Source organism: Rufibacter sp. JT20002 (genome assembly GCF_056491185.1).
Genome location: NZ_JBSZJY010000001.1, coordinates 736853 through 762853 on the forward strand (window position 1 = coordinate 736853; position 26001 = coordinate 762853).

Sequence of the window (26001 nt, forward strand, 5' to 3'; positions counted from 1 at the left end):
TTATTCCATAATCCGCTCCAGCGCGGTGTCATAGCTGTTTTTGATCACCTGAATGGCATGGAACACCTCTCCGTCCACTTCGCAGTAGCGGGCAGTTACCTCACCAATTTTTTTGAAAGTCAAGCCGTTAGAAGATGCCAGGTTATCAAACGCCTCTTGCTGGGCAGGGCTTACGCTTACCACCACACGGCTCTGGCTCTCGCCAAATAAATAAGCATCTTTTCTGAAATTCTGGTCGGTAGAGATAGAGAAACCTAACTCGTTTGCCATCGCAGACTCCAATAACGTGATGTACAATCCGCCATCAGCGCAGTCATGAGCCGATTGGATTAACCTTTCTTCGATCAAAGCCTTTACCGTTTTCTGCAGCACCAGCTCTTTTTCTATGTCAAAGGCCGGGGCCGGAGAAAGTTTCACGCCATGGAAAGAATATAAGTATTCGCTGGAAGCAATGTCATTCACAGGGTCACCTAATAGATAGATGGCATCGCCCTCCTGCTGGAAAGCCAGGGTCATGGTGTTGGCTTTATCTTCCACAATCCCCAACATACCAATGGTAGGCGTAGGGAACACTGGACCTTCGTCTGAGGACTGATTGTAAAAGCTCACATTACCGCCGGTCACCGGGGTCCCGAAAGCGTTACAGGCTTTGCCCATGCCTTTGATGGCACCCACAAACTGCCAGTACACTTCTGGCACGTACGGATTCCCAAAGTTGAGGCAGTTGGTAATAGCCACCGGCTCACCGCCAGAACACACAATGTTACGGGCAGCTTCGGCCACGGCAATGGCAGTTCCTTGCTCTGGGTCTGCGTTCACGTAGCGGCTGTTACAGTCCACGGTAATAGCAAGGGCTTTGTCTGAACCTTTCACCTTTACAATACCGGCATCGGCAGGGCGGTTGGTGGTCAGCGTAGCCGTACCAATCATGGAGTCATATTGCTTGTACACCCAGCGCTTAGAAGCAATGTTGGGGTGCGTGGCCAGAAACTCGGCTACGGCTTTGTAATCGGTTGGCTCTTGCACAGAGTCAATCGTGAATTTCTGCGCTTCGGCGTAGTAGGCCGGTTCGCGGTATTCTCTATGGTATACCGGAGCGCCGCCACCTAAAACCAGGTCATCGGCAGGCACATCGGCTACCAGCTCACCTTTCACGTAGTAGCGCAGGCGCTTAGAGTCGGTTACTTCGCCAATCTGGGCACAAGACATATCCCATTTGTCGCAGATCTGGTAGATCAGGTCTTCAGAACCTTTCTCCATTACCACCAGCATACGCTCCTGGCTTTCTGACAACAGAATCTCGAACGGCTGCATGTTGGCTTGGCGCATAGGAACTTTGTCTAGCCAGATTTCCATGCCGCTTTCGCCTTTGGCGCTCATCTCAGAAGTAGAGCAGGTAATACCGGCAGCACCCATATCCTGCATCCCTACCACCTTGTTTGTGGCCAGAATCTCCAAAGTAGCCTCTAAAAGCAATTTCTCCTGGAAAGGGTCGCCTACTTGAACAGACGGCAAGTCGTTCACCGAGTCTTCGGTGATGTCCTTAGACGCGAAGGCCGCGCCGTGGATACCATCTTTACCGGTGGCAGAACCGATGATGAACACCGGGTTTCCGGCGCCGTGCGATGTAGCGCTAGCGGTCTTCCCTACCTCCACGATACCCGCCGAGAAGGCGTTAACCAGTGGGTTCACGTTGTAGCAGTCATCGAAGAACAGCTCGCCACCAACGGTTGGGATACCGAAAGCATTGCCATAATCTCCAATTCCTTTTACCACGCCTCTTAACAGACGCTTGGTTTTATCTGAATTCGGGTTCCCGAAACGCAGGGAGTTCAATTGGGCGATAGGCCGGGCACCCATGGTGAAGATATCGCGGTTGATACCGCCCACACCGGTGGCCGCACCTTGATAAGGCTCCAACGCCGATGGGTGGTTATGCGACTCAATTTTGAATGAGCAGGCCAAACCGCCCCCAATATCTACCAGACCCGCGTTCTCCTCGCCTGCTTTCGCCAGCATGCGTGGTGAATCTTTAGGCAAGGTCTTCAGCCAGACAATAGAGTTTTTGTAAGAGCAGTGCTCAGACCACATCACAGAGAAGATGCTGAGCTCAGTGAAATTGGGCGTGCGGCCTAATATTTCTTTGATACGATCGAATTCTTCAGGCAAAAGGCCCAGCTTCTGGGCGGTGTCAACGGTAGGCAAGGTCTGGGTTTCCAAGACGGATATTGGTTTGGTAAGACAGGGCAAAAATAAAGATTTCTTTTACAAGCCACTGCCATCTTTTAGCAAGGTTTTTAGCTTGTTTCCTAAAAATGAGGCAAAAACACACGAAAGAGCTCTTAAAGGCAGAAGTTGGGGCAAGAAATAGTCCTCCGGCAAACCAAGCAAAGCCGCAAAGCAATACCCATGGTTTAAGTAAAAGAGACAAGAAGCTATAAAACTAATACCTCATTAGAGCCATCCCAAACCTATACCCTTTTATTATAACCTGCCTAGCTGCCAATTTATGCATCTCCTTATACTTTGTGCTGGTTGCGGGTAAGAAGACAAGGGAGGCATTCCTTCCACGTACCGCACTTCAGGTTACCGGGTTTCTCAGACAGCATGCAGGGACCTGAAGTGTTTAAGGCGTGGTTTCCATAAATCAACCTCTAAACATAGGCCAAAATAAAACACTCAGAAAGGCACGTTACAGCCAAAACTTTTTAGGTACTTCTATGGAAATGAGGATAGAATGCCCTATTTTTGCAGCCTGAAAGAAGTGAGTATCTATCTAAATAATTATAAACCAACCAAATGGCGAATATTGGCAGAATTACCCAGGTGATCGGTCCGGTAGTGGACGTAAGCTTCTCGGGTGAGAATTCTAAGTTGCCCAACATCATGGATGCCCTGGTAGTGGTGAAAGAGAACGGTGCCCGCGTGGTACTGGAAACTCAGCAGCACTTAGGCGAAGACCGCGTGCGTACCATCGCGATGGACGCCACCGAAGGCTTAACCCGTGGCATGGAAGTAACTGACCTTGCGGCTCCTATCTCAATGCCTACCGGCGATAACGTGCTAGGCCGTCTGTTCAACGTAATTGGCGATGCCATTGACGGTATTCCGCAGCCTGCCAGCTTGGTAGACCTGCCCATTCACCGCAACGCACCGCGTTTCGAAGATCTTTCTACCTCTTCTGAGGTATTATATACCGGTATCAAAGTAATTGACCTGATTGAGCCTTACTCCAAAGGAGGTAAAATTGGTTTGTTCGGGGGTGCCGGGGTAGGTAAAACCGTATTGATCCAGGAGTTGATCAACAACATCGCCAAAGGCCACGGTGGTCTTTCTGTGTTTGCCGGTGTTGGTGAGCGTACCCGTGAAGGAAACGACTTGTTGCGTGAGATGATTGAATCTGGCATCGTGAAATACGGTGACGAGTTCATGGAGTCTATGGAGCACGGCGGATGGGATCTTTCCAAAGTTGACGCTAATGCGCTGAAAGACTCTAAAGCTACCTTCGTGTTCGGTCAGATGAACGAGCCGCCAGGGGCCCGCGCCCGTGTAGCCTTGTCTGGTTTGACCATTGCAGAGTCTTTCCGTGATGGAGATGGTACCGGTTCTGGCCGCGACATCCTTTTCTTCATTGACAACATCTTCCGTTTCACCCAGGCAGGTTCTGAGGTATCGGCTCTTTTAGGTCGTATGCCATCTGCGGTAGGGTACCAGCCAACTTTGGCTACGGAAATGGGTGCCATGCAAGAGCGTATCACGTCTACCAAGCGTGGTTCCATTACCTCTGTACAGGCCGTTTACGTACCTGCGGATGACTTGACTGACCCGGCTCCAGCGACCACCTTCGCTCACTTGGATGCTACCACTGTACTTTCTCGTAAAATCTCTGAGCTTGGTATCTACCCTGCGGTAGACCCTCTGGATTCTACTTCCCGTATCTTGACGGCCGATGTAGTAGGCGAAGAGCACTACAACACCGCCCAGCGCGTGAAAGAGATCCTGCAGCGTTACAAAGAATTGCAAGACATCATCGCCATCTTGGGTATGGACGAATTATCTGAAGAAGATAAATTAGTCGTACACAGAGCGCGTCGTGTGCAGCGTTTCTTGTCTCAGCCATTCCACGTTGCCGAGCAGTTCACCGGCTTGAAAGGCGTGTTGGTTGACATTAAAGACACCATCCGCGGTTTCAACGAAATCATGGACGGCAAGCACGACAACCTGCCTGAGGCCGCCTTCAACTTGGTAGGTACCATTGAAGATGCCGTTGCCAAAGGACAGAAAATGCTGGCCGAAGCGAAATAATATTCATTAGTTCTGAGTCTTGAGTTCTGAGTCCTGCGTCTGTGAAAAGATTTTGACTCAGAACTCAAGACTCAAGACTCAGAACTCCTAAGAAATGTATTTAGAAATCATCACCCCAGATAGAAGAGTATTTGAAGGCGACGTAACGTCAGTGAAGTTTCCGGGCATCAATGGTGGGTTTGAAGTGTTGAATAACCACGCTGCCCTTATCAGCGCCCTGGCCAACGGAGCAGTACGGATCACGCCTGCCACTGGTGCTCAAGTGGTGTTCCAGATTGACGGGGGAGTTGTGGAGGTGCTGGACAACAAGATCATTGTCCTGGCCGAAGCGGTAACCGCCTAACCATTTCCTGTTTTCACATTTGAAAGCCCGTTCTCTGCGCAAGAGGCGGGCTTTTGTTTTTAGGCTGCATTTCTGAAAACAAGCCTGAGACCTGCTTCTTACATTTGTTCCTTTCTGCTTACCTTTAAGATTGTTGATTGTTAATTGCTGATTGTTGTAGATAAAGCACCAATCATTCAAGAAAACCAACAATCAGCAATTAACAATCAACAATCAATTACCCGCACCGTGTCCATTTCGCCTAAGATCACACCCATTTACCAGACATCCGTGTTCACCTTTGAGGACCTGAACGCGCTGGAAACTTACTTCCAGGAACCTGGCCAGCATTACATGTACACCCGCTATGGTAACCCCAACAGCGAGGAACTGGCGCAAGAAGTAAACAAATTGGAGCGAGGCGCAGGCGCAGTGGTCACTTCCTCCGGCATGTCAGCGATCTTGACAGCGGTGCTGGTCTATGCCAAAGCCGGTGACCACGTGCTTTGCGCCGAGGAAATCTACGGCGGTTCCTCTTCCCTGCTCTCCAATGAACTCTCCCGCTTGGGCGTGGAAGTAAGCTACGTACCTACGGCAGATATTTACTCCTTAGAGGGCTACGTACGCGAAAACACCAAACTGCTGCTCGCGGAGACTATCAGCAATCCCATGATGATGGTAGTGGACCTGAGCCTATTGGCAAAGGAGTGCCAAAGCAACGGCATCAAACTGGTGGTGGACAACACTTTCGCTTCGCCGGTTCTTACCCGTCCGCTAGAATTAGGCGCTGACCTTGTCATCCACAGCGTCACCAAGTACTTATCGGGGCACAGTGACGTAACGGCGGGCGTCCTAATTGCCAAGGAAGCGGAGGATGCCGCCCGGGCAGGCCAGATCATGCGCACTTGGGGGCTTAATCTGAGCCCATTTGAAAGCTGGTTGGCGGCCCGAGGTCTAAAAACGCTCAAGCTAAGGATGCGGGAGCACTCAACTAACGGTTTGGCCTTGGCTCGCTTTCTGCAGCGACACCCCAAAGTACAGGCCGTCTTCTATCCTGGCTTACCCGAGCACCCGCAGCATGGCATCGCGCAGCAACAAGGAAAAGGTCTTTTCGGGGGAATGCTGTCGTTCAGGATCGCAGACGAGACCGAGGCCGTGAATCGTTTCATGAAAGCTTTGGCGCATATTCCCTTTGCCCCGTCCTTGGCAGGAGTCACCACGTCTATTTCTTATCCATTGGGCACCTCGCACCGTGGCCTTAGCCAGGAACAGCAGGAGAAAATGGGCATCACCGTGGGTCTGATCAGATTATCGGTGGGCATAGAGGATGCAGAGGAGTTGATCGCTGATCTGGAGCAGGGACTGGCGGCTATCTAAAAGCTCCTTTTTACGCTTATCCTCTAATTTACGCTTATCCTCTAATCTCCGCGCCACCCTAATTTAAATGGAACAATAACCTGTTCAGCTGCTTCAAGCCTACTCTTTAAAAAGTAGCCCCAAAACGTGACAGGCCTTACCTTTGCAGGATGTTTACACGTTTAGTCAACTGGCTTGGCAGAAAAGAGCCTGCTCAGCCAACAGATGACACTCCAATTGATATGAAATACTTACTCGTGGGCCTGGGCAACATTGGCCCGGAATACGCAGATACCCGGCACAACATCGGGTTTATGGTGTTGGATCACTTAGCTAAAAAGCATGACGTGTTCTTTGATACCGGCCGGCATTCGTTCGTGACCGAGTTCAAAACCAAAGGCAAGCACTTCACTTTGGTAAAACCTACCACCTTTATGAACCTGAGCGGCAAAGCGGTCGCTCATTGGCTGAGCGTTCTGAAGATCCCAGCGGAGCAGATGCTGGTGATCACCGATGACCTGGCTCTCCCCTTTGGCAAACTGCGGATGCGGGCCAAAGGCAGTGCGGGCGGACACAACGGGCTAAAACACATTGAGCAGACCTTGGGCAATAATGAGTACCCCCGCCTGCGCTTCGGGGTAGACTCGCAGTTCTCTAAAGGACGGCAGGTGGATTATGTGTTGAGCCCTTTCTCCCCGGATGAGCAGATTGACCTCCCCTCCCATATCGAGAAGGCCGCCGAGATGTGCCTTTCCTTCGGAACTATTGGTCTGGAACGCACCATGAATTTCTTCAACAAATAACCGCTTCCAGCAAAACAAAACGGCGTTTCAAGGATGCTTGTAAGAAAGCATCCTTGAAACGCCGTTTTGTTTATGAGGTTAGTTTGTGAGCTTTAGAAAGATCGTAGCAAGACTAAACTATTAGCCAAAATAGCGGCTTGTTCTTTCAGTCCCTTGAACCGCACCTGAAAAGATCCTTTTTCAGGTACCTGGTTCGCCTCTAACTTTTTATCAAGGGCCGTGATCTCCTCTAAAAGCTGCTCAAGTTGTTGCCCCATTCTATCTTGTAGTTTCTGAAGCTTCTCATTGGCCAAGGCAAGTTGCTCCTGCTCCCTTTGCCTATCCAAATAATTTGGTTTTAAATCGAAATGCAACATGATGTAACAAGCTTTTCGCTTGCAGGAAGTAAGTTGAAGTTAAGGGTAAGTAACAGCACTAAACTCAATGTCAGCCAAATGACCTTGATAAAACTAAGTCAATGAAGCCACGGGGATCTTTTACTCAGGGTAAGTTTTCCGGGAATCAGAATTCAAAAGCTAACCTTACTACACTCCCGAGCAACCTTTACCAAATATAAAAACTACTACATGCATACTACTTTTTACTCGATAGATCCATGTTTCCACTAGTTGGAGACTTTCCCCTGCCCGATGTAAGCTTTCGGATTAGCGGTATTTCTCTACTTTTGTGCCGCTAAAGTTCCTCATGACCCGCATCCTTCCTCTTTACCGAAACGCTTTTGGTGGCCTTTCCCGCGAAGCCTGGCTTCTAACCCTGGTGATTTTCATCAACCGGAGCGGGGCCATGGTGGTGCCGTTTTTGAGCGTGTACCTGACCGAGGCAATGGGCTTCAGTCTGAAGCAGGTAGGCTTGCTGCTGAGTATCTTTGGGATGGGTGCCGCAGTCGGAAACTTTCTGGGAGGCTGGCTAACCGATAGATGGGGGCACTTCAAGGTACAGGTGTTGAGCTTTTTCCTTTCCAGTGCCTGGTTCTTTGTCATGCTTTGGGTACAGCGGTTTGAGTTGCTGGCCGGCGGGCTTTTCCTGCTGAGTATCTTGATGGAGAGCTTGCGCCCTGCCAATGCGGCAGCGGTGAGCTCTTACTCTTCCGCAGAAACCGTCACCCGTGCTTTCTCCCTCAACCGGATGGCTATTAACCTGGGCTTCGCCATTGGCCCGGCGCTGGGCGGCCTTTTGGCTATGGTATCTTACCGATTGCTTTTCCTGGCAGACAGCCTCACCTGTCTGGCGGCTGGAGCTGTTTTCTTCTTCTTTTTCAAAAACCGGCCAGAAAGCCTCTTATTACCGGAGCAAAAAGACCACTCCCCCATCCCTGATGTACCATCTTCTGGGCAGCGCTCCCCCTACCAGGATGTCCTTTTTGTTTTCTTTACCATTTTGTGTTGCTGCTTTTTAGTGGCTTTTTCCCAGTTGTTTACCACCCTGCCGTTGTATTGGCAACAGGTACACCATCTGTCTAAGTTTGAAATAGGTTCTTTGCTAGCCTTTGATGGCATAGTGGTGTTTTTGTTGGAGATGGTGATTGTCTACCAAGTGGGCAAGGTGCATGGGCTCTGGAAAACAATTGTGGGTGGGTCATTGCTGTTGGCCCTAGCCTTTGCCCTCCTGAACGTAGCCACCGGTTTGCCAGTACTAGTTCTTTCGGTTTTGCTCTGGGGCCTTGCCGAGTTGCTGGCCTTGCCTTTTATGAGTACGCTTACCGTGTACCGGTCCAACCCCCAGAACCGAGGGGCCTACATGGGGCTTCATACTTTATCCTATTCGGTGGCGTTTATCCTGGGACCGTTAGCGGGCACCCACACCATTGACCACTTCGGGTTTGAGACCTTATGGTGGGGTTGCGGAGCCTTATGCGTCATGGCGGCGGCAGGCCTATATTTTGTGGTGCGCAGACTGCAGGCACACTAATTTCTACCAATTACCTTTTAGGGCATAAACAGGAAAAGCCGCTCTGTCTTTCACCTTTCGCAAGGGCTTACCTTTACAAAGACTTTGTCCTATCAAAACCGAAAGCTTGAGAAAGACTTAGGTACCGCAGAGCCACACCAAGGTTCATTTTAATTATTACCCCTAGAGTTTGTTTCATTTCTCTACTTTTGTGGCGCTCACCACCTCTATGAAACGGATCTTAGCTCTTTACGGCAACGCATTTGGCGGTCTCTCAAGGGAGGCCTGGCTTTTAGCGGCGGTTATGTTCATCAACCGGAGTGGCGCCATGGTGGTGCCGTTCTTAAGCGTGTACCTGACCGAGGCACTGGGCTTCAGCCTGAAACAAGTGGGCGTGCTGCTGAGTTTGTTTGGTGCGGGCTCTATGTGCGGCACGTTCCTGGGCGGTTGGCTAACTGATAAAGTAGGTCATTTCAAGGTGCAGTTCTTCAGCCTGATTCTGGGCGGTAGCTGGTTCTTTGTCATGCTCACTTTGGAGCAGTTTGAGTTGTTTGCCGGAGGTATTTTCCTGCTAAGCCTTCTAACCGAGTGCCTGCGGCCCGCCAACGCCTCCTCGGTGAGTTCCTACGCCCGACCCGAGAACGTGACCCGCGCTTTCTCTCTGAACCGGATGGCCATCAACCTGGGCTTTTCCATCGGTCCTGCATTGGGCGGAGTTCTGGCCACGGTCTCTTACCAATGGTTATTTATGGCCGATGGGTTGACGTGCCTTAGTGCCGGGGTGTTATTCTTCTTTTACTTTCGTCACAAGCAGGGCCACTCTCCTACACAATATGCGTCTCAGGAAGCCCAAACCTCGGTTCCTGCTACCCGCTCGCCCTACAGTGATGGCTTATTTCTGCTGTTTACGGTGCTTTGTTGCTGTTTTGCGGTAGCCTTCTTCCAGTTCTTCTCCACCATGCCGCTGTATTACCGGCAGGTTTACCGTTTATCAGAATTACAGATTGGGGCACTACTGGCGTTCAACGGCTTATTGGTGTTTCTATTAGAGATGATCATTGTGTACCTCATAGGGGATAAGCACGCGGTTTGGAAAATGATTGTGCTGGGTTTGCTCCTGTTGGCGTTGGCCTTTGTGTTGATTAACGTGGCCAAAGGGTTTACGGTACTGGCTATCTCCGTACTGCTGATGAGCCTTTCCGAGATCTTCGCCATGCCTTTCATGAGTACCCTCACCGTGCAGCGCTCGGGACCGCATAACCGGGGCTCCTACATGGGCCTATACAGCCTTTCCTATTCCGCTGCGCATATTATCGGTCCGTTTGTGGGTACCACCATCATTGCCAGTTTCGGGTTTGACACGTTGTGGTGGGGAGCTAGTGTGCTGTGCCTGGTGGCCGCGTTTGGGTTTTATCTGGTGGTAAAGCGGTTACAAGCGGCGTAAATCTGGTGGTTTAAGGATCGGCTTATTTTAAGAGGCTTTCCCTAAAATTGGAGGGTAAATAGAAAAGCCTTTTCTGCTTTCCAATCTTTTTTGGCATCTTTCACAAAATCTACGTTGAACTGGTCTATGAGAATTTCGGTCTCCTTCCTGCTGCTGTTAAGCCTTGCCTTAGCCGCCTGTAGTTCCCTTAAACCACGCGCAACAGATAAAGAAATGATGGTCTACGTAGGCACTTATGCCAAACCTGATGCCGAGAGCATCTTTGCTTACCGCTTGAACGAAGAAACAGGTGCTTTAACCAGGGCTCTGGCCGTGAAAGGCGGAGAGAACCCTTCCTTCCTTACCTTAGACGCTGACCGGAAGCACTTGTACGCCGTAAACGAGACTACCGAGTACGAAGGCCAGAAAAGCGGAGCTGTCAGCGCCTTTGCCATAGACCAGAAAACCGGCGACCTTACTTTCTTAAACCGTCAGCCCTCCTTGGGCGGGGCTCCCTGCTACATCAGCCTGGATCCTAAAAACAAGGTTGCTTTGGTAGCCAATTACGTAGGAGGCAACGTATCGGCTTTTCTTATTCAACCCGATGGCTGGTTAAGCGCTCCCACCGATATGGAACAGCACCAAGGCAAGGGACCTAAGCCGCAGCAGGATGCTGCCCACGCCCACTGCATCCTCCCTGACCCGGAAAACAAATTTGCGTTGGCGGTAGATTTGGGAATTGACCAGATCATCACCTATAAGGTAGACAAATCAGGAGGGAAACTGGAGCGTCGATCAGCGTTCACCGCCAAGCCTGGGGCCGGGCCGCGTCACCTTACCTTCCACCCCAACAACAAACGCTTTGCGTACGTGATCAATGAGCTGAATGGCACCCTCACTACCTTCACCTACAACCCGGACAACGGCACGCTAACCGAGGTAGAAACGGTTTCTACCCTGCCAGCTGATTACACCGGCAAAAACTCCTGCGCGGACATCCACGTCTCTGCCGATGGTCGGTTCCTGTACGGTTCTAACCGGGGACATAACAGCATTGTGGTTTTCGCCATAGATGCCAAGACAAACAAACTGACGCTGGTACAGCACATGGGCACCCAGATCAATTGGCCCCGTAACTTCACCTTCAGCCCGTCTGGCAGAACCATGCTGGTGGCCAACCAGAACTCCAACAGCATCACCACTTACAAGGTAGACACCCAAACCGGCAAACTGACCTACACGGGCAACTCCGCAGCGGTGCCTTCGCCGGTGTATGTGCAGGTAGTTCCAGCCTTTCCTGAAACCCCTGGGAAATAAGATGAAGGCCGTCGTGATTACAGCGCCTGGTGCGCCGGAGGTATTACAGATCCAGGAACGGGAAACGCCTGTGTTGGCTCCGCACCAGGTACTGGTGCGAGTCCACGCGGCCGGTATCAATCGGCCCGATGTAGCGCAACGCAAGGGACATTATCCACCTCCGCCGGGTGCATCGGTTGATATCCCAGGGTTAGAGATTGCCGGTATTATTGAAGCCTGCGGAGACCAAGTCACGCGCTGGAAGCCGGGAGACGCCATTTGCGCCTTACTGCCCGGTGGCGGCTACGCCGAATACGCCGTGGTAGACGCCTGCCATTGCTTGCCCCTACCCATAGGCTGGAGCTTTGAACAGGCTGCTTCCTTGCCCGAGACTGTGTTCACCGTTTGGCACAACGTCTTTCAAAGAGGACTGCTACAGCCCAGTGAGACCTTTCTGGTACATGGCGGCAGCAGCGGGATCGGGATTACAGCCATCCAGTTAGCCAAAGCTTGGGGTGCTACCGTGTACGCCACCGCTGGCACCGATGAGAAGTGCCGGGCCTGTGAAGAACTGGGTGCTGATAGGTGCATTAACTACAAAACCCAGGATTTTGAAGAGGAACTGAAAGCCCAGGGCGTGGACGTGATTCTGGACATGGTGGGCGGTGCTTACACCCCCAAGAACCTGAACCTGCTCAATCCCGATGGTCGACTGGTCTTCATCAATGCCATGCAAGGAGCCCAGGGCACTTTTGACGTACGGCAGGTCATGCAGAAGCGGCTTTCCATCACCGGCAGTACCCTGCGCCCCCGTGACAATGCGTTCAAGGCCTCGCTCACCGCGGCCATTGAGCAACACGTGTGGCCTCTGCTGGAAGCCGGTAAATTCAAACCCATCCTCTACAAAACGTTTGACCTGGCAGAAGCTGCCCAAGCCCATGCCCTTATGGAAAGCAGCGAGCATATCGGGAAGATTTTGCTTAAGGTGCAGGGGTAAAGAGAACCCAACCGATGGTCTGGGAGTAAAGAAAAATACGTTTCCCGTTTAAAACCTTTTTATTAAAAAGGACCTAAAAGCAGGAAGCCAGCTCTCTTTTTCCTGAATCATAATTTCTCCTTACTTTCGACCTTTTGTTTCACAAAAACTCTGCATGAATCTCCTGTTCCTTACTTTTGGTCCAAACATCAAAAACCACTACCAGGCAAATTTCGCCATTCTGTCGTTTTTGCCCTACCAACAGGAACTGAGCACCATTTACGTATACACAGATTACCCAGAGTACTATGCCCACCTAAAGGAAAAGGTACAGGTGGTCAAGGTGACGCAAGAGCAACTCACCGATTGGAAAGGACCGCATGATTTCTTTTGGCGCGTGAAGATCAAAGCCATAGAACAACTCATCTGCGACCACCCAGAGCAGGCCGTGATGTACGTTGATTCTGATGTTTTCCTCTACCAAAATCCCAAGAATCTCTGTGACCAACTACGCAACGGACGCGCGTTCATGCACCAAAAGGAAGGCAAGCTCTCTGAACTGACAAGCAAGACGGAAAGGCGAATGTGGCAGCAGGTACAGGAAATTGATTTGGGGGCATTTAAGCTCCATGACCAGCACGCCATGTGGAACGCCGGAGTGGTGACCATTCCCGTGCAGCAGAACCAAACCGCCATCAGCCTAGCCCTGCAAATCTGCGACCAGATGTGCACCCACCAAGTGACTCCCCGCCTGATTGAGCAGTTTGCCCTTTCAGTCGCCCTCCAAGAAACCTATGACCTGCACGAAGCCAAGCCCTGGCTTGCGCACTACTGGGGAAACAAAGACGAGTGGAATGAGCACATCAGCCATTTTTTCCTGGAGTCGCACTTGAAAGGCTTTACGGTGGCAGAAGATGTTGCTCGCCTGCAGCAGTTCCAATACAAAACATTAGCCCTGGTCACGCGCAATAAGAAAACCCGCGCCCGGCTTATGCAAGCCATTGACCTTCTGTTCCCGCCTAAAAACCAGGTGTATATTGAAGAGAAGGAGTAAAAGCAAAGGTGCGTTTTCCTCCCACTTCAAGTAAAGCAGGAGAGAAACGCACCTTTCTAAGTTAATCTATTCTTTTAAGTTAATCTATTCTTTCCTAGCTTACTCCCCCGCCGTTCACTACGGGTTTGGAAGGCTGCATAAAGGCTAGGCTGCCATCGGCGTTCTCGGCCATCAGGAGCATGCCTTGGCTCACGATGCCTTTGATCTCGCGTGGGGCCAGGTTCACCAAAACAGACACTTGCTGCCCAATGATCTCCTCTGGGTTAAAGTGCTCGGCAATACCGCTCACAATGGTGCGCTGGTCAATACCGGTGTCTACCTTTAATTTCAGGAGTTTTTTGGTTTTGGCTACTTTTTCAGCTTCCAGGATGGTGCCGATGCGGATATCAATCTTGGAGAAATCGTCAAAGGTGATGTCTTCTTTGGCAGGAGCAGCTACGGCATTGGCCAACTCGTTTTCCTTCTTCGTATTGAGCAGTTTCTGCACCTGAGCCTCAATCACGGCATCTTCTATTTTTTCAAACAGAAGGGCCGCCTCACCAATGGTGTGACCCGCCGCAAGAAGATCAGGGGAGCCGGCTTCGTTCCATTTACCTGGAGCATAGTTCAGCATGCGGGCCAGTTTACCGGCCGTTTCCGGTAAAAACGGCTCAGACAGAATAGCCAGGCTAGCCGAGATCTGCAGCGCGATGTTCATAATGGTTTCTACCCGCGTGGCATCGGTTTTAATCAGTTTCCAAGGCTCGGTATCAGCTAAGTATTTGTTCCCGAGACGGGCCAGGTTCATCAATTCGCTAAGTGCCTCTTTGAAGCGATACAGTTCCAGCGAGACAGCAATCTTCTCCGGGAAATCAGCCAACTGGGCCAGCACTTCCTCATCAAAAGGAGTCAATTCGCCACGCTGCGGAACAGCCCCGTTGTAGTATTTATGGGTAAGCACCACCGCCCGGTTGATGAAGTTCCCGAAGATGGCTAGCAGCTCGTTGTTGTTGCGGGCCTGGTAGTCTTTCCAGGTGAAATCGTTGTCCTTGGTCTCTGGGGCGTTGGCGCAAAGTACGTAGCGCAGCACATCAGCTTTGCCGGGCAGGTCTTGCATGTACTCGTGCAACCACACGGCCCAGTTGCGGGACGTGGAGATTTTGTTGCCTTCCAGGTTCAAGAACTCGTTGGCAGGCACGTTATCCGGTAGCACGTAGTCGCCGTGCGCCTTGAGCATGGCCGGGAAAATGATGCAGTGGAACACAATGTTGTCCTTCCCGATGAAGTGCACCAGTTTGGAGTCTTTGTCTTTCCAGTAGGTTTCCCAGTCTGGGGTAAGGTCTTTGGTAGCAGAGATGTATCCGATTGGTGCGTCAAACCACACGTACAGCACTTTGCCCTCGGCACCTTCTACCGGCACGGGCACGCCCCAGTCCAGGTCACGGGTTACGGCACGGGGTTGCAAACCCTGGTCGATCCAGCTTTTGCATTGGCCGTACACGTTGGTTTTCCAGTCGCCTTTGTGGCCTTCCACAATCCACTCGCGCAGCCAAGGCTCGTATTGATCCAAAGGTAGGTACCAGTGTTTGGTTTCGCGTAGCACCGGCGGTTCACCGCTTAACGTACTTTTAGGGTTGATGAGGTCAGTGGCATTTAAAGACGTTCCGCAGCTTTCGCATTGGTCGCCGTAGGCGTTCTCGTTTCCGCACTTGGGACAGGTACCTACAATGTAGCGGTCGGCCAGGAATTGTTGGGCTTTTTCGTCAAAGTATTGCTGGGTGGTCTGCTCAATGAACTTGCCTTCGTCATAAAGTTTGCGGAAGAACCCGGAGGCGATCTCGGCGTGCGTTTTAGACGAAGTGCGGGAATAGATATCGAAGGAGATATTGAAATCGGCGAAGGAGTTCTTGATGAGTTCGTGGTACTTGTCCACGGCTTGCTGCGGCGTGATGCCTTCTTTCTTCGCCCGGATGGTGATGGGCACACCATGTTCATCAGAACCACACACGAATTTCACATCGCGGCCGCGCGAACGCAGGTAACGGGCATAAATATCGGCGGGAATGTACACCCCGGCCAGGTGCCCAATGTGCACGGGTCCGTTGGCGTAGGGCAATGCCGCCGTGATGGTATATCTCTGGGGATAGGTTGTCTCAGCCATGTTCTTTTGTTGAAGAGGCAAATATAGCGAAAATGCAGGGAGGTTTGCTTCTTGGTTCTCCCCTCAAGAGGCCTACCCAAGGGGACTTGCTTTATACGAAAGCAAAGCGCCGCGACCTCTGGTGGAAGTCGCGGCGCTTTAATCTTGTTTTCAGGAAATTAGCCCGAAAACACTTTTCTCTTATTGCCCGGTAGTGGTACCCACCGTTGGCGGCATGGGCGGACGCCGGATGGTGTCTGGCGCTACCGGTTGCCGACCCGGTAAGATTCTCTGGCTCCTGACCGCCGGAGTCTGGTTACCCGGAGAATTGGGATTATTGTCTTCTATGTTCTTTTTCTGGTTTACCTGGCTGGCCTGGTTGTTCAGGTCGCGCGAGGTAGGCGTTGCCCGATAGGTACGCTGCGGCTCTGCCACCTCCAAGGCCGGGCTATCTCTGGACGAGGTACAGGCAATTGCCAAGGTGCCCCACAGAAAGCTTACCAATACGAAAGACGTTTTACGCCCCTTTTCCTCTAAACACCTCCAAAACGTCTGCATGATCTTCGGCTTAACGGGCGTTGCTTTGACTTAAGTCCTCATCATCCAACTCCTGTATGGCCTTGAAGCCTACGGGCGTTAACCGCAAACCGGCAGGGTCTGGCGTGGCATAGCCTTGGTTACGCAAATGTTCTTCGGCCCGCTTCTGCACATCCTGGTAATGGAGTTTCTCATCTTCCTGGTGCAGGAACGGGTAAATCTCATCCCATCCTAAAACTTCCTCGGCCTGGGTGCCTTTTACCTTGAAGGCTTTTAAAATCAAGTAGCCGGTATTCTCAATATTCTCGCTGTTGGAGCTAAGGTTCTCTAAATCCATAGTTTTGCGTGTTAAGGTCTGTGCTTTACAGTACGTCAACCCACCCGCAAAGGATTTAAGCAGCTTAGGCTCACTTCAGGTTAGCCAGGATACCATCCCAAAGGCGCAGGCGCATTTTCTGGCAAGCCACCGCTTCTTCACGGCACTCCTCCCATTTATGCTGGTCATCACCGCACAGCTCGGCCACCATTTTCATGGCTAGCGGCGAGTGCACCTCGTCGTCTAACTGGATGTGGCGGTCCATGTAAAATTGGAAAGTGTCCAGGGTGCCCGGGTAACGGCGGTTCAGGTCCCCGATGAGGCACCGGAACATGTCTGGGATCACGTCTTCGCGCCCAAAGGTGAAGGCTGCGGCAATGCGGTGCGGCTGTCCGCTCTGGATGATCTGGAAGGTGTGCTTCACAAACTCCCGCGTGTGGCCTGGTACCGGAAGGTTTTCCAACTGGGTGAAGACTGATTTGCCTTGGTGCAGACCGGCCATGAACTCATGGATGAGCCTGGTATCGGCGCCACATTCTTCCATTGCCCGCACGTACAACTCAAAATGGCTGATGGGGTGCCCTTCTGGGTCAACGTCTGTTTCCTCTTCCAGCACTATTTCATTGATAAGACGGCGGTTGGCGGGGTTGCCGTGCGGCGTCCATGGCACATCTACGCAGGTGAGGTGGCGCTGCAGGCTTTTAAGCAGGCTCATGAAATCCCATACGGCAAAGATGTGGTGTTCCATGAAGGTACGCAGGTCTGCCAGGTCGTAGATAGACTCGTAGAGCGGGTGTTGCATCAGAGCTGCGCGGTGAGGGCGTAACTCCTGCTGGAGCCAATTTATCTTTTCCTGGTAAATGGGCAGAAGCGATGCTGAGTATCCGGTTTTTTCCAAGATTACAGGCATGGTTTTAAGAATAGATATAGGTATAGAAACAGATTGACCGCGGATTTTCCTGTGCCGGCCCCCAAACATCCTCTTCTCCTCAGACACAGCTCTGGTTGGGTAAAGATAGGCTTGGAACGGGGAGATACGCAAAAAACATACGTTCGTTATAATATTATTTTGCCTGTTTTAGTACAAAAATGCACCCACCTTTTTTTGGGTATAAACAGTGTCTATTGAGCCATATAACAGAACACGTCACCTCCCTTCCTGCGGCTGTTTAGAGACCAGGCAAAACCAGAAAACCCCTATATTCCTGCACCAATTCTACTTAACTCCAAAGTTCACAAGAGAAACACACGTGTATAAGGGTATTTTTACTCTTGTATTTATAACATCTCAAACACCCCCACAGGAACTTAAGCAGCGGTTTGTTCTGTTCTCACCTACAAGCAAACACCCGTAACTGGTTGGGCAAAAGGCCTTTTTCATAATTAATATAGAAAAGCCTAAGAAAAACCCTACCTTTGCGGGCTGAAAACAACCTCTGAATGCAAAGTATCCGCAACATCGCGATTATTGCCCACGTGGACCACGGTAAGACCACGCTGGTAGACAAGATCATCCACGCCTCAAAGATTTTTGACGCACACCAACAGTTCGACGACCTGATCCTGGACAATAATGACCTGGAGCGGGAGCGCGGTATTACCATCGTTTCCAAAAACGTATCGGTTCGTTACAAAGATGTGAAAATCAACATCATTGATACGCCTGGTCACGCCGACTTTGGAGGTGAGGTAGAACGCGTATTGAAAATGGCCGACGGTGTTCTTTTGTTGGTAGACGCCTTTGAAGGCCCTATGCCACAGACCCGTTTCGTGCTAGGAAAAGCTATCTCTCTTGGCCTGAAGCCAATTGTGGTAGTAAACAAAGTAGACAAAGAGAACTGCCGTCCAGACGAAGTACACGAAATGGTATTCGACCTGATGTTCAACCTGGACGCCACCGAAGACCAATTGGACTTCGTGACCATCTACGGTTCCAGCAAAAATGGCTGGATGAGCACTGACTGGCAGCAACCAACCGATAACATCACGCCTCTTTTAGATGCGATCATTGAGGTGATTCCTCCGGCTCCTTCTGAAGAAGGCACGCCTCAGATGCAGATCACTTCTTTGGATTACTCTTCTTTCGTGGGCCGTATTGCCATTGGACGCGTGAAGCGCGGAACTTTGAGAGAAGGCGCCAACATGAGCCTTTGCAAGCGCGACGGTTCTATCAAGAAAGTAAAGATCAAAGAACTTCAGGTTTTTGAAGGCTTGGGCAAAGTGAAAGTTGAATCTGTGTCTGCCGGCGAAATCTGCGCCGTGACAGGTATTGAAGGCTTTGACATTGGCGATACCTTAGCTGATTTTGAGAATCCAGAGCCATTGGAGCGCATCTCTATTGATGAGCCAACCATGAACATGCTCTTCACCATCAACAACTCTCCTTTCTTCGGGAAAGAGGGTAAGTTTGTAACCTCTCGTCACTTGCGTGACCGTCTGTACAAAGAGACCGAGAAAAACCTGGCCCTGCGCGTAGACGAGACCGACAAAGAAGATACTTTCCTGGTGTACGGACGCGGTATCCTTCACTTGTCTGTACTGATTGAAACCATGCGCCGCGAAGGCTATGAGTTACAGGTAGGTCAGCCACAGGTAATCTTCAAAGAAGAGAACGGCCAGAAAATGGAGCCAATGGAGCACCTGGTAGTGGACGTTCCTGAGGAATCTGCCGGTAAAGTGATTGAATTGGTAACCCAGCGCAAAGGTGACCTTTTGATTATGGAGCCTAAGGGCGACCTGCAGCACTTGGAATTCAACATTCCGGCCCGTGGTCTGATTGGTCTGCGTAACAACGTTTTGACTGCCACTGCCGGTGAAGCTATCATGAACCACCGTTTCATCAGCTACGAGCCCTTCAAAGGTCCTATCCCGGGCCGTATTAACGGTTCTTTGATTGCGATGGAGAATGGCCCAGGTACTGCTTACTCTATTGACAAACTGCAGGACAGAGGTGTGTTCTTTGTGGAGCCGGGCGAAGATGTGTACATGGGTATGGTAATCGGCGAACACTCTCGTCAGAATGACCTGACCGTGAACATCCAGAAAGGAAAGCAGTTGACCAACATGCGTGCCTCTGGTTCTGACAACAACGTGAAGATTGTTCCTAAGAAACAATTCTCTTTGGAAGAAGCCATGGAGTACATCCAGAAAGATGAGCTGTTGGAGATCACCCCTAAGAGCATCAGAATGCGGAAAATCTACCTGGACGAGAACGAGCGTAAGCGCTACGGAAACGCCCAAGGATAAGGATCTTCCCTTTTATAAAAAAAGCCTTACTGCTACCAGCGGTAAGGCTTTTTTGTTTCCATTGGTGATTCATTTCTGCTCATGCTTTGTGCCCGATTTCGCTAAAACGGGTCCAAAGCAGAAAGACCTAGTCCATAGAGGTTGGAGGCAAACCTATTGGCCTCTCCATCAGCTTCACTTCTAATGAGGCTATGTGGTAGGTAAGCAGAATTTATAATGCAGATCTCATGGAGAGATAGGGGTTAGTTTGCGCTTGGGTGTCTATATAAGCGGCCAAGGTTCACAAACTATTGGCGACGAGTACTTAGTTGTTTCCATTCCATTTTAAATCTCACCCTTCATTCTCTTCTGTTATGAATAAAAGACTTTCTATGCTTGCCGGGGCTTTGGCCCTCTCCCTTCTTGTGCTTCCGGCACAGGCCCAGTTCAACATCGCTGACAAACTCAAAAGCAAAGTCAACGAAAAGATAGATGCCAAAATAAACAAAACGGCAGACCAGGTCACCAGCGGTAAAAAAGCAGCTAGTGGGGCGGCAAAAGAAAGCGAAGAAGCCACTAATGAAGAAACTGCTGCGGAGGGCACCTCGGCAGCCCCTGAGGCCAAGGCAAAAGTCTGGACCAAGTATGACTTTGTACCCGGAGACAAAGTGCTTTTCGCCGACAACCTCAAAGGCGAAGAAAACGGTGAATTCCCTTCCCGCTGGGACTTAAAAAACGGAAACGCGGAAGTGGCTTCCTTTGGCGGCACCGACGTCATTCACCTGGTGAGCAACGGTACCGCCATCAGCCCGCTGATGAAGACCGAGAACTATCTGCCCGAAACGTTTACCGTAGAGATGGACGTCTACTTTGACTCAGACAACCCCAACATGGCCTATGAAATTTACTTCCTGAGCGACGGGAACAAGTATAACGAGGCTACCAACGGCATGTTTTGGGACCCTATTGTTATTTCGCCGGAAGGGGTGCATTTTAAAAATTTCGGCTCGAATTCTGCCGAGCTAGAGGCGGCCGGCACCAAAAGCCAGTGGCGCCACGTGTCCATCGCCTTCAACAAACGCAGCATGAAGGTCTACCTGGACCAGCATCGTCTCATCAACATCCCTAACGTCACCGGCAAACCTGTTAACCTGAAGATAAAGTCAGACCGACGCATTGAAGGCAATGCCATGGTGAAAAACGTATTCATCGCCGAGGGCGGCAAAAAGCTCTATGACCAGATTTTGGCTACTGGTAAAATTGTAACCTATGGCGTGAAGTTTGACACCAATAAGGCCGAGATCAGGCCAGAGTCTGTGGGTACCCTTGCTGGCATTGTAAAGATGCTACAGGAACAACCAACCCTTAACCTGAGCGTGGATGGCCACACTGACACCGACGGCGACAACGCTGCTAATCTCAAACTTAGCCAACAACGCGCCGATGCCGTAAAAGCTTATTTAGTAAGCCAAGGCATTGACAAAGAGCGCTTGAAAGCTAAAGGTTTGGGAGAAACCATGCCTCTGGACAAAGGCACCAGTGCAGAAGCCAAGGCCAACAACAGAAGAGTAGAGTTTGTTAAAATATAATTACCCTTGCCCACTACCTACAACCAACATGTGCCATATAACCCGGAGGCGTTGTTTCTTTGCTTAGAATAACCTGAAAGCAAAAACATAGCTTCTGGTCCCTAACAAAAGAGCCCGCTACTATATAGTAGCGGGCTCTTTTGTTAGGGACAGCGGGTTAAGCGATAAAAGGAATTGTTCTTTGTTCCTGGCTGCTTTGCATGATATGTTCTATGACTTTGATCACATCTCGTGCTTGTTCTGGCTTTACCGCCAAGGGAGCTTCCCCATTGATTGCTTGGCACACGTTATCATAGAAGTTGCGGTAGTGGCCGGCCTCACTTTCTATCTTGCCCATAAAGTGCAGGCCTTGGTATTCGGTATTCAGGTGGCCCCAGATGTTTTCCGGCTCCACTCCCCAATCTGGGGTGAGGTGTGGCAGCAATCCGTCATTCAGGGCTTTCTCCTGCACATCCAACCCATACTTCAAAAAGGAGCCCTTGTCTCCGTACAGCGTGTACCTGGGGCTGGGCTCCCGCACCAACAAACCCGCTGATAAGGTCACTTTCAGTCCTTCGTAGAACAAGTTTGCTTCAAACTTATCTAGTACCGGACTGTGCGGCCGCTGGATTCGGACGTCAGCGGAGATGGCCTGCGGAGTTCCGAACAGCACCAACGCCTGGTCTATCAAGTGGGAACCCAGGTCAAAAACAATACCTGAACCGGGAGCGTCCACTTCTTTCCAGGTGTTGCCTTTGAGCGCGGGCCTAAACCGGTCAAAATGTGCCTTGTACTCCACTACATTCCCCAACACCCCACTCTGCAGTATTTTCTGCACGGTTTTAAAATCACTGTCCCAACGACGGTTTTGGTAAACTGTGAGCACCTTTTGCTGGTTTTGGGCCAGCTGGATCAACTCGTCTGCCTCGGCCACGGAAGGGGTAAAGGGTTTCTCCACCACCACATGTTTTCCGGCCAACAGGGCTTGCTTGGCTAGAGAGTAGTGGGAACTGTTAGGCGTAGCTACCACTACCAAATCTATGGAAGGGTCATTGATAATATCGTCTGCCTGGTTTGTGATCTGCGCTTGGGGGTACCGGCTCCGGGCAATCTGTATGTTCTCTTCCTTGGTCTCCCGAATCTTAGCCAATTGCAGGCCGGGCACCATCTGGATAAAAGGACCATGAAAAATGCGGCCCGCCATTCCAAACCCTATCAATCCTACTTGTATCATTTTAGGTGTTTCCTGTGTCATATGATCAATTTATTCTGGTGTGCGTGCCCTCCCCGTTGGTAAGCCTTTTTAAAGGTCGATTTCCTACAATTAGCCTAAAAACTAAATCTGCCTTGGGTAAAGAACAGCCTTTTTTCTCTTCGGAAAGCCTCAGAAAAGCAGGTGTAGCCTTGGCTAATGGTCAGTTTCTAAAGCAGTTAACTTAGAGAAGGCTTACCCTTGCAACCCTATTATTTCTACCAAAAGCTTTTTATTTGCTGCCGTTAAAAGAACGTTTAGAGGAAGGTGCTCGTAAATATACTTGGTACAAAAGCCCAAAGTGTAGATTTTAATCTCTACATTTGTTTATTATTTATTATCACATTAATGAAAAACGGTAAAGTAAAATTCTTTAATGACTCCAAAGGTTTTGGCTTCATTAAAGACGCAGACTCCAATGAGGAGTATTTCGTACACGTGTCTAACCTAGTGGACGAAATCAGAGAAAATGACGAAGTAACTTTTGAGCTGAAAGAAGGCCGCAAAGGTTTAAACGCTGTAAATGTAAAACTTGCTTAAGTTTTAAGATACATCAGTCCTCCAAAAGGGCCTCACTACATGTGAGGCCCTTTTTTGTTTATCTGATTGGCAGTTGTGACTCCACCCAAAGCCATATAAGCCAAACCTGCTACCTCTTTCTCCATCCCTGCTTTTTTATCGCTCGTTTTCCGGAAATCAACCTTAAACCAAGTCAAACTTAACCTAAGATTGAGTAGATTACGAGTTGAATGGCCATAGCAGGTACTTCCTTGCCACAGCCTCAATCCTTATTGAATTTACCTAATAGGCTTTCCTTTTAACACTGTATGTTCCTTCCTCATTTTAGCAGTAAAGCTCTTTTAATCGCTGCCCTTAGCTTTAGTTTCTTCGCCTGCTCTTCTCCTGAAAAGCAAACAAACCAGGAGGCGGAGGCATCCTCTACTCCTGTAGTCACTGCCGCTGCCAAAACAGATAAACCGTCTTCTCAAACGACTGAACCTTCTGTGGGGTCAACCGAAACAGCTCCCGCCACGGCTGCTACTATTCTGGCCCGTCCGCAGGTGCCCATTCTTTGCTACCACCAAATAAGGGAATGGAACTCACGCGACGGAAAAGTAGGGAAAGACTACATCGTGAAGCCTAATGATTTCAGGGCCCAAATGAAGATGCTAGCCGATAGTGGTTATCATACCATCCTACCCGATCAGTTGCAAGATTATCTCACCAAAGGCACTCCCCTACCATCTAAACCCATCATGCTCACCTTTGATGACACCAAGCTGGACCAGTACACCGTAGCCAAGCCCGAGCTGGACAAGTATGGTTTTAAAGGCGTGTTCTTTATCATGACCGTTTCCATTGGCCGCCCTAATTACATGACCAAAGAGCAGATCAAAGAGCTCTCAGATGCCGGACACGTGATTGGCTCCCACACCTATGACCACCACAACGTAAAGAAGTACGAAGAAAAAGATTGGATTACCCAAATAGAAAAACCCACAAAGCAACTGGAAGCCATCACCGGGAAACCCATTAAGTACTTCGCCTATCCCTTCGGGCTCTGGAGACCTGAGGCTATTCCTGAGTTAAAGAAGCGCGGATTTGACGCGGCGTATATCCTGGCCACCAAACGTGATGAGCAAGACCCGCTCTACACCATCCGGCGCATTATTGCCAGTGGCTATTGGAGCACCAAAGGCCTGCATAATAGTATTGCGAGAAGTTTTTAGGTCTTGAGAAAAGCTTATCCCAGAACTTAAGGAAAATATGGAATCCAGTAGTATGATATCTTACCAAGAAGTGCTTTCAAAAAAGGCAAGCACCCCAAAGATCTACTCTAAAAATTCTATTTGGGGCTTTTCTATTTTCTTTTCTCCTATGTTTTCGGGAGTACTCTTATACCAAAACTTGAAGGACATTGGGATGAAAAAGGAGGCAAATACAGTGCTACTCCTTTGTGTGCTTTACACTATCATGGCTATTTATATTGTTAATATTCCTGAAAAAACCCAAACCACGTGGTCCTACCTCTTCAACATTGCTGGCGGGTCTGTACTTACTGAGTACTTTTACAAAAAGTATTTTCCAAACTATTTACAGTATCTGAAAAAGACTATCTGGAAGCCTTTAATCATTTCTACTTTAATCATTATACCTTTTCTACTTGCTATAATTTTTGAATGGTAACAGGTTCTACAATCTAATGTAGAAGAATCCGCTAGCGCGAACTTGCCGCTCGTGTCCACAAATTGTGGCAATGCGCGCGGACACGAGCTGCAAGCGCGCGCCAGCGAAAAAGGGAAAAGGGTTTGGGGGCTGGTTTCATGAAAACAGCCCCCAAACCCTTTATTATATTAGGTGATTTCCTGCTCTTTGCTTAGCACTTTCCCAGCGCCTGCAGAATATCGTTCAAGATATCATCGGCGTACTCTAAGCCTACAGAGATCCTTATTAACCCAGGAGTGATGCTGACGGCTTGACGCTCCTCTTCAGTGAGTTTGGCGTGGGTGGTACTGGCTGGGTGCGAGGCGATGCTGCGAGTGTCTCCAAGGTTAGCGGTGAGCGACATGAGTTGCAGGCTGTCCAGGAACTTGCGGCCACTTTCCAGCCCGCCTTTCAGTTCAAAACAGAAAAGGCCGCCTCCGTTTTTCATTTGCTTTCTGGCAATCTCATATCTAGGGTGCGTGGGCAGGAACGGATACTTCACCCAATTCAGTTGAGGATGGTCCTGCAGCTTGGTAGCAATGGAGAGGGCGTTGGCCGCGTGGCGTTCCATGCGAACATCCAGCGTCTCCAGGCTCTTACTCAAGACCCAGGCATTAAACGGCGACAAGGCCGGACCTGAGCTGCGGCAGAAAAGATAAATGTCTTTGATTAGCTCCTTTTTACCTACGATTACGCCGCCCAGCACACGCCCCTGCCCATCAATCCACTTGGTGGCTGAGTGTACCACCAGGTCAGCGCCGTACTGGATGGGCAGTTGGTTTACTGGGGTGGCAAAGCAGTTGTCTACGTTGAAGATGATGTTGTGCTTCTTGGTCAGTTGCCCGGCCGCTTCCAGATCAATGATGTCTAACCCGGGATTGGTAGGCGTTTCAATGTAGAACATCTTCGTGTTCGGCCGGATGGCTGCTTCCCACTCCTCGGGTTTGTCGGCGGGCACGTAGGTGTACTCAATGCCGTACTTAGGCAAGTACTTGGTGATGATGGTATGCGTGCTCCCAAAGATGGAATTACAGGCCAGTAAATGATCACCCGCTTTCAACATCGCCATGAAGGAGGCAAACACCGCGCTCATCCCCGATGCCGTAGCGTAACCTGCCTCGGCGCCTTCCAATGCTACCATCTTATCAATGAACTCTTGCACTGAGGGGTTGCTGAACCGGCTGTAGATATTGTCATCGGTCTCATCGGCGAAAGCCGCTCGCATGTCCTCGGCGTTGTCAAATGCGAAACTGCTGGTCAGGAACATGGGCGTGGAGTGCTCCATTTCATTCGTGCGCTCCGTCTGGATGCGGATAGCCTTGGTAAGCGGGTGGTATTCCATTTTGTTAAGTGCTAG

Annotated in this window: 21 protein-coding genes; 13 read left to right on the forward strand and 8 right to left on the reverse strand. The window is 50.2% G+C overall.

Translation table 11 applies throughout. From position 1 onward, the window contains the following. Window positions 1-2220: a phosphoribosylformylglycinamidine synthase subunit PurL gene (gene purL / locus ACW9SV_RS02965; RefSeq protein WP_479555246.1), complete on the reverse strand. Its 2220-nt coding sequence runs from the start codon at window positions 2218-2220 to the stop codon at window positions 1-3. Window positions 2221-2799: 579 nt separating this feature from the next. Here purL and atpD point away from each other — a divergent pair. From atpD to pth, 4 genes are all read left to right on the forward strand, one after another. After that, window positions 2800-4305, forward strand: a complete 1506-nt coding sequence (gene atpD, locus ACW9SV_RS02970; protein WP_479555247.1) for a F0F1 ATP synthase subunit beta — start codon at window positions 2800-2802, stop codon at window positions 4303-4305. Window positions 4306-4399: 94 nt separating this feature from the next. After that, a complete protein-coding gene (gene atpC / locus ACW9SV_RS02975) occupies window positions 4400-4648 on the forward strand; it encodes an ATP synthase F1 subunit epsilon (RefSeq protein WP_479555248.1) in 249 nt (82 codons plus the stop codon). A gap of 144 nt (window positions 4649-4792) precedes the next feature. After that, window positions 4793-6004 carry a trans-sulfuration enzyme family protein gene (locus ACW9SV_RS02980; protein WP_479555249.1) on the forward strand — a complete coding sequence of 404 codons (1212 nt, stop codon included), beginning with the start codon at window positions 4793-4795 and terminating at the stop codon, window positions 6002-6004. A gap of 221 nt (window positions 6005-6225) precedes the next feature. After that, window positions 6226-6786: an aminoacyl-tRNA hydrolase gene (pth, locus tag ACW9SV_RS02985; RefSeq protein ID WP_479555250.1), complete on the forward strand. Its 561-nt coding sequence runs from the start codon at window positions 6226-6228 to the stop codon at window positions 6784-6786. 92 nt (window positions 6787-6878) lie between these two features. On the opposite strand, the gene ACW9SV_RS02990 is transcribed toward pth, so the two are convergent. Then, a complete protein-coding gene (locus ACW9SV_RS02990; protein WP_479555251.1) occupies window positions 6879-7112 on the reverse strand; it encodes a hypothetical protein in 234 nt (77 codons plus the stop codon). Between the two features lie 358 nt (window positions 7113-7470). On the opposite strand from ACW9SV_RS02990, the gene ACW9SV_RS02995 reads away from it, so the two are divergent. The 5 genes from ACW9SV_RS02995 (at window position 7471) to ACW9SV_RS03015 (ending at window position 13422) form a co-directional block, all read left to right on the forward strand. Next, window positions 7471-8694, forward strand: a complete 1224-nt coding sequence (locus ACW9SV_RS02995) for an MFS transporter (RefSeq protein ID WP_479555252.1) — start codon at window positions 7471-7473, stop codon at window positions 8692-8694. A 208-nt stretch (window positions 8695-8902) separates the two neighbouring features. Then, window positions 8903-10117, forward strand: a complete 1215-nt coding sequence (locus ACW9SV_RS03000) for an MFS transporter (RefSeq protein WP_479555253.1) — start codon at window positions 8903-8905, stop codon at window positions 10115-10117. A gap of 126 nt (window positions 10118-10243) precedes the next feature. Further along, window positions 10244-11413, forward strand: coding sequence for a lactonase family protein (locus ACW9SV_RS03005; RefSeq protein WP_479555254.1), 1170 nt, complete (start codon window positions 10244-10246; stop codon window positions 11411-11413). Window position 11414: 1 nt separating this feature from the next. After that, window positions 11415-12389, forward strand: a complete 975-nt coding sequence (locus ACW9SV_RS03010; RefSeq protein WP_479555255.1) for an NAD(P)H-quinone oxidoreductase — start codon at window positions 11415-11417, stop codon at window positions 12387-12389. Window positions 12390-12543: 154 nt separating this feature from the next. After that, complete coding sequence (locus tag ACW9SV_RS03015; protein WP_479555256.1) at window positions 12544-13422, forward strand: hypothetical protein; 879 nt, start codon at window positions 12544-12546, stop codon at window positions 13420-13422. Between the two features lie 94 nt (window positions 13423-13516). Here ACW9SV_RS03015 and metG read toward each other — a convergent pair whose 3' ends face one another. The 4 genes from metG to ACW9SV_RS03035 all read right to left on the reverse strand — a co-directional run bounded on the left by metG (window position 13517) and on the right by ACW9SV_RS03035 (window position 17304). Beyond that, on the reverse strand, window positions 13517-15562 hold the full coding sequence (gene metG / locus ACW9SV_RS03020) for a methionine--tRNA ligase (RefSeq protein ID WP_479555257.1): 2046 nt from the start codon (window positions 15560-15562) through the stop codon (window positions 13517-13519). A 180-nt stretch (window positions 15563-15742) separates the two neighbouring features. Continuing rightward, entirely contained in the window at window positions 15743-16099 is a 357-nt protein-coding gene (locus ACW9SV_RS03025; RefSeq protein ID WP_479555258.1) for a hypothetical protein, read from the reverse strand. Window positions 16100-16109: 10 nt separating this feature from the next. After that, the gene (locus ACW9SV_RS03030) at window positions 16110-16415 is read right to left on the reverse strand and encodes a hypothetical protein (RefSeq protein WP_479555259.1); all 306 of its coding nucleotides are present in this window, start codon (window positions 16413-16415) and stop codon (window positions 16110-16112) included. A 70-nt stretch (window positions 16416-16485) separates the two neighbouring features. Then, window positions 16486-17304, reverse strand: coding sequence for a DUF3050 domain-containing protein (locus ACW9SV_RS03035; RefSeq protein WP_479555260.1), 819 nt, complete (start codon window positions 17302-17304; stop codon window positions 16486-16488). A gap of 530 nt (window positions 17305-17834) precedes the next feature. Here ACW9SV_RS03035 and typA point away from each other — a divergent pair. After that, window positions 17835-19640 carry a translational GTPase TypA gene (gene typA, locus ACW9SV_RS03040; RefSeq protein WP_479555261.1) on the forward strand — a complete coding sequence of 602 codons (1806 nt, stop codon included), beginning with the start codon at window positions 17835-17837 and terminating at the stop codon, window positions 19638-19640. A 353-nt stretch (window positions 19641-19993) separates the two neighbouring features. Next, entirely contained in the window at window positions 19994-21208 is a 1215-nt protein-coding gene (locus tag ACW9SV_RS03045; protein WP_479555262.1) for an OmpA family protein, read from the forward strand. A gap of 157 nt (window positions 21209-21365) precedes the next feature. Here the strand turns inward: ACW9SV_RS03045 and ACW9SV_RS03050 are convergent, their stop codons facing one another. Further along, window positions 21366-22421: an oxidoreductase gene (locus tag ACW9SV_RS03050; RefSeq protein WP_479555263.1), complete on the reverse strand. Its 1056-nt coding sequence runs from the start codon at window positions 22419-22421 to the stop codon at window positions 21366-21368. A 366-nt stretch (window positions 22422-22787) separates the two neighbouring features. On the opposite strand from ACW9SV_RS03050, the gene ACW9SV_RS03055 reads away from it, so the two are divergent. Together ACW9SV_RS03055 and ACW9SV_RS03060 are read left to right on the forward strand one after the other, a co-directional pair. Beyond that, window positions 22788-22979, forward strand: coding sequence for a cold-shock protein (locus tag ACW9SV_RS03055; protein WP_062542753.1), 192 nt, complete (start codon window positions 22788-22790; stop codon window positions 22977-22979). Window positions 22980-23266: 287 nt separating this feature from the next. Next, window positions 23267-24169: a polysaccharide deacetylase family protein gene (locus ACW9SV_RS03060; protein WP_479555264.1), complete on the forward strand. Its 903-nt coding sequence runs from the start codon at window positions 23267-23269 to the stop codon at window positions 24167-24169. A gap of 647 nt (window positions 24170-24816) precedes the next feature. Here the strand turns inward: ACW9SV_RS03060 and ACW9SV_RS03065 are convergent. Next, window positions 24817-25986: a trans-sulfuration enzyme family protein gene (locus ACW9SV_RS03065; RefSeq protein ID WP_479555265.1), complete on the reverse strand. Its 1170-nt coding sequence runs from the start codon at window positions 25984-25986 to the stop codon at window positions 24817-24819. Window positions 25987-26001 lie beyond the last annotated feature (15 nt).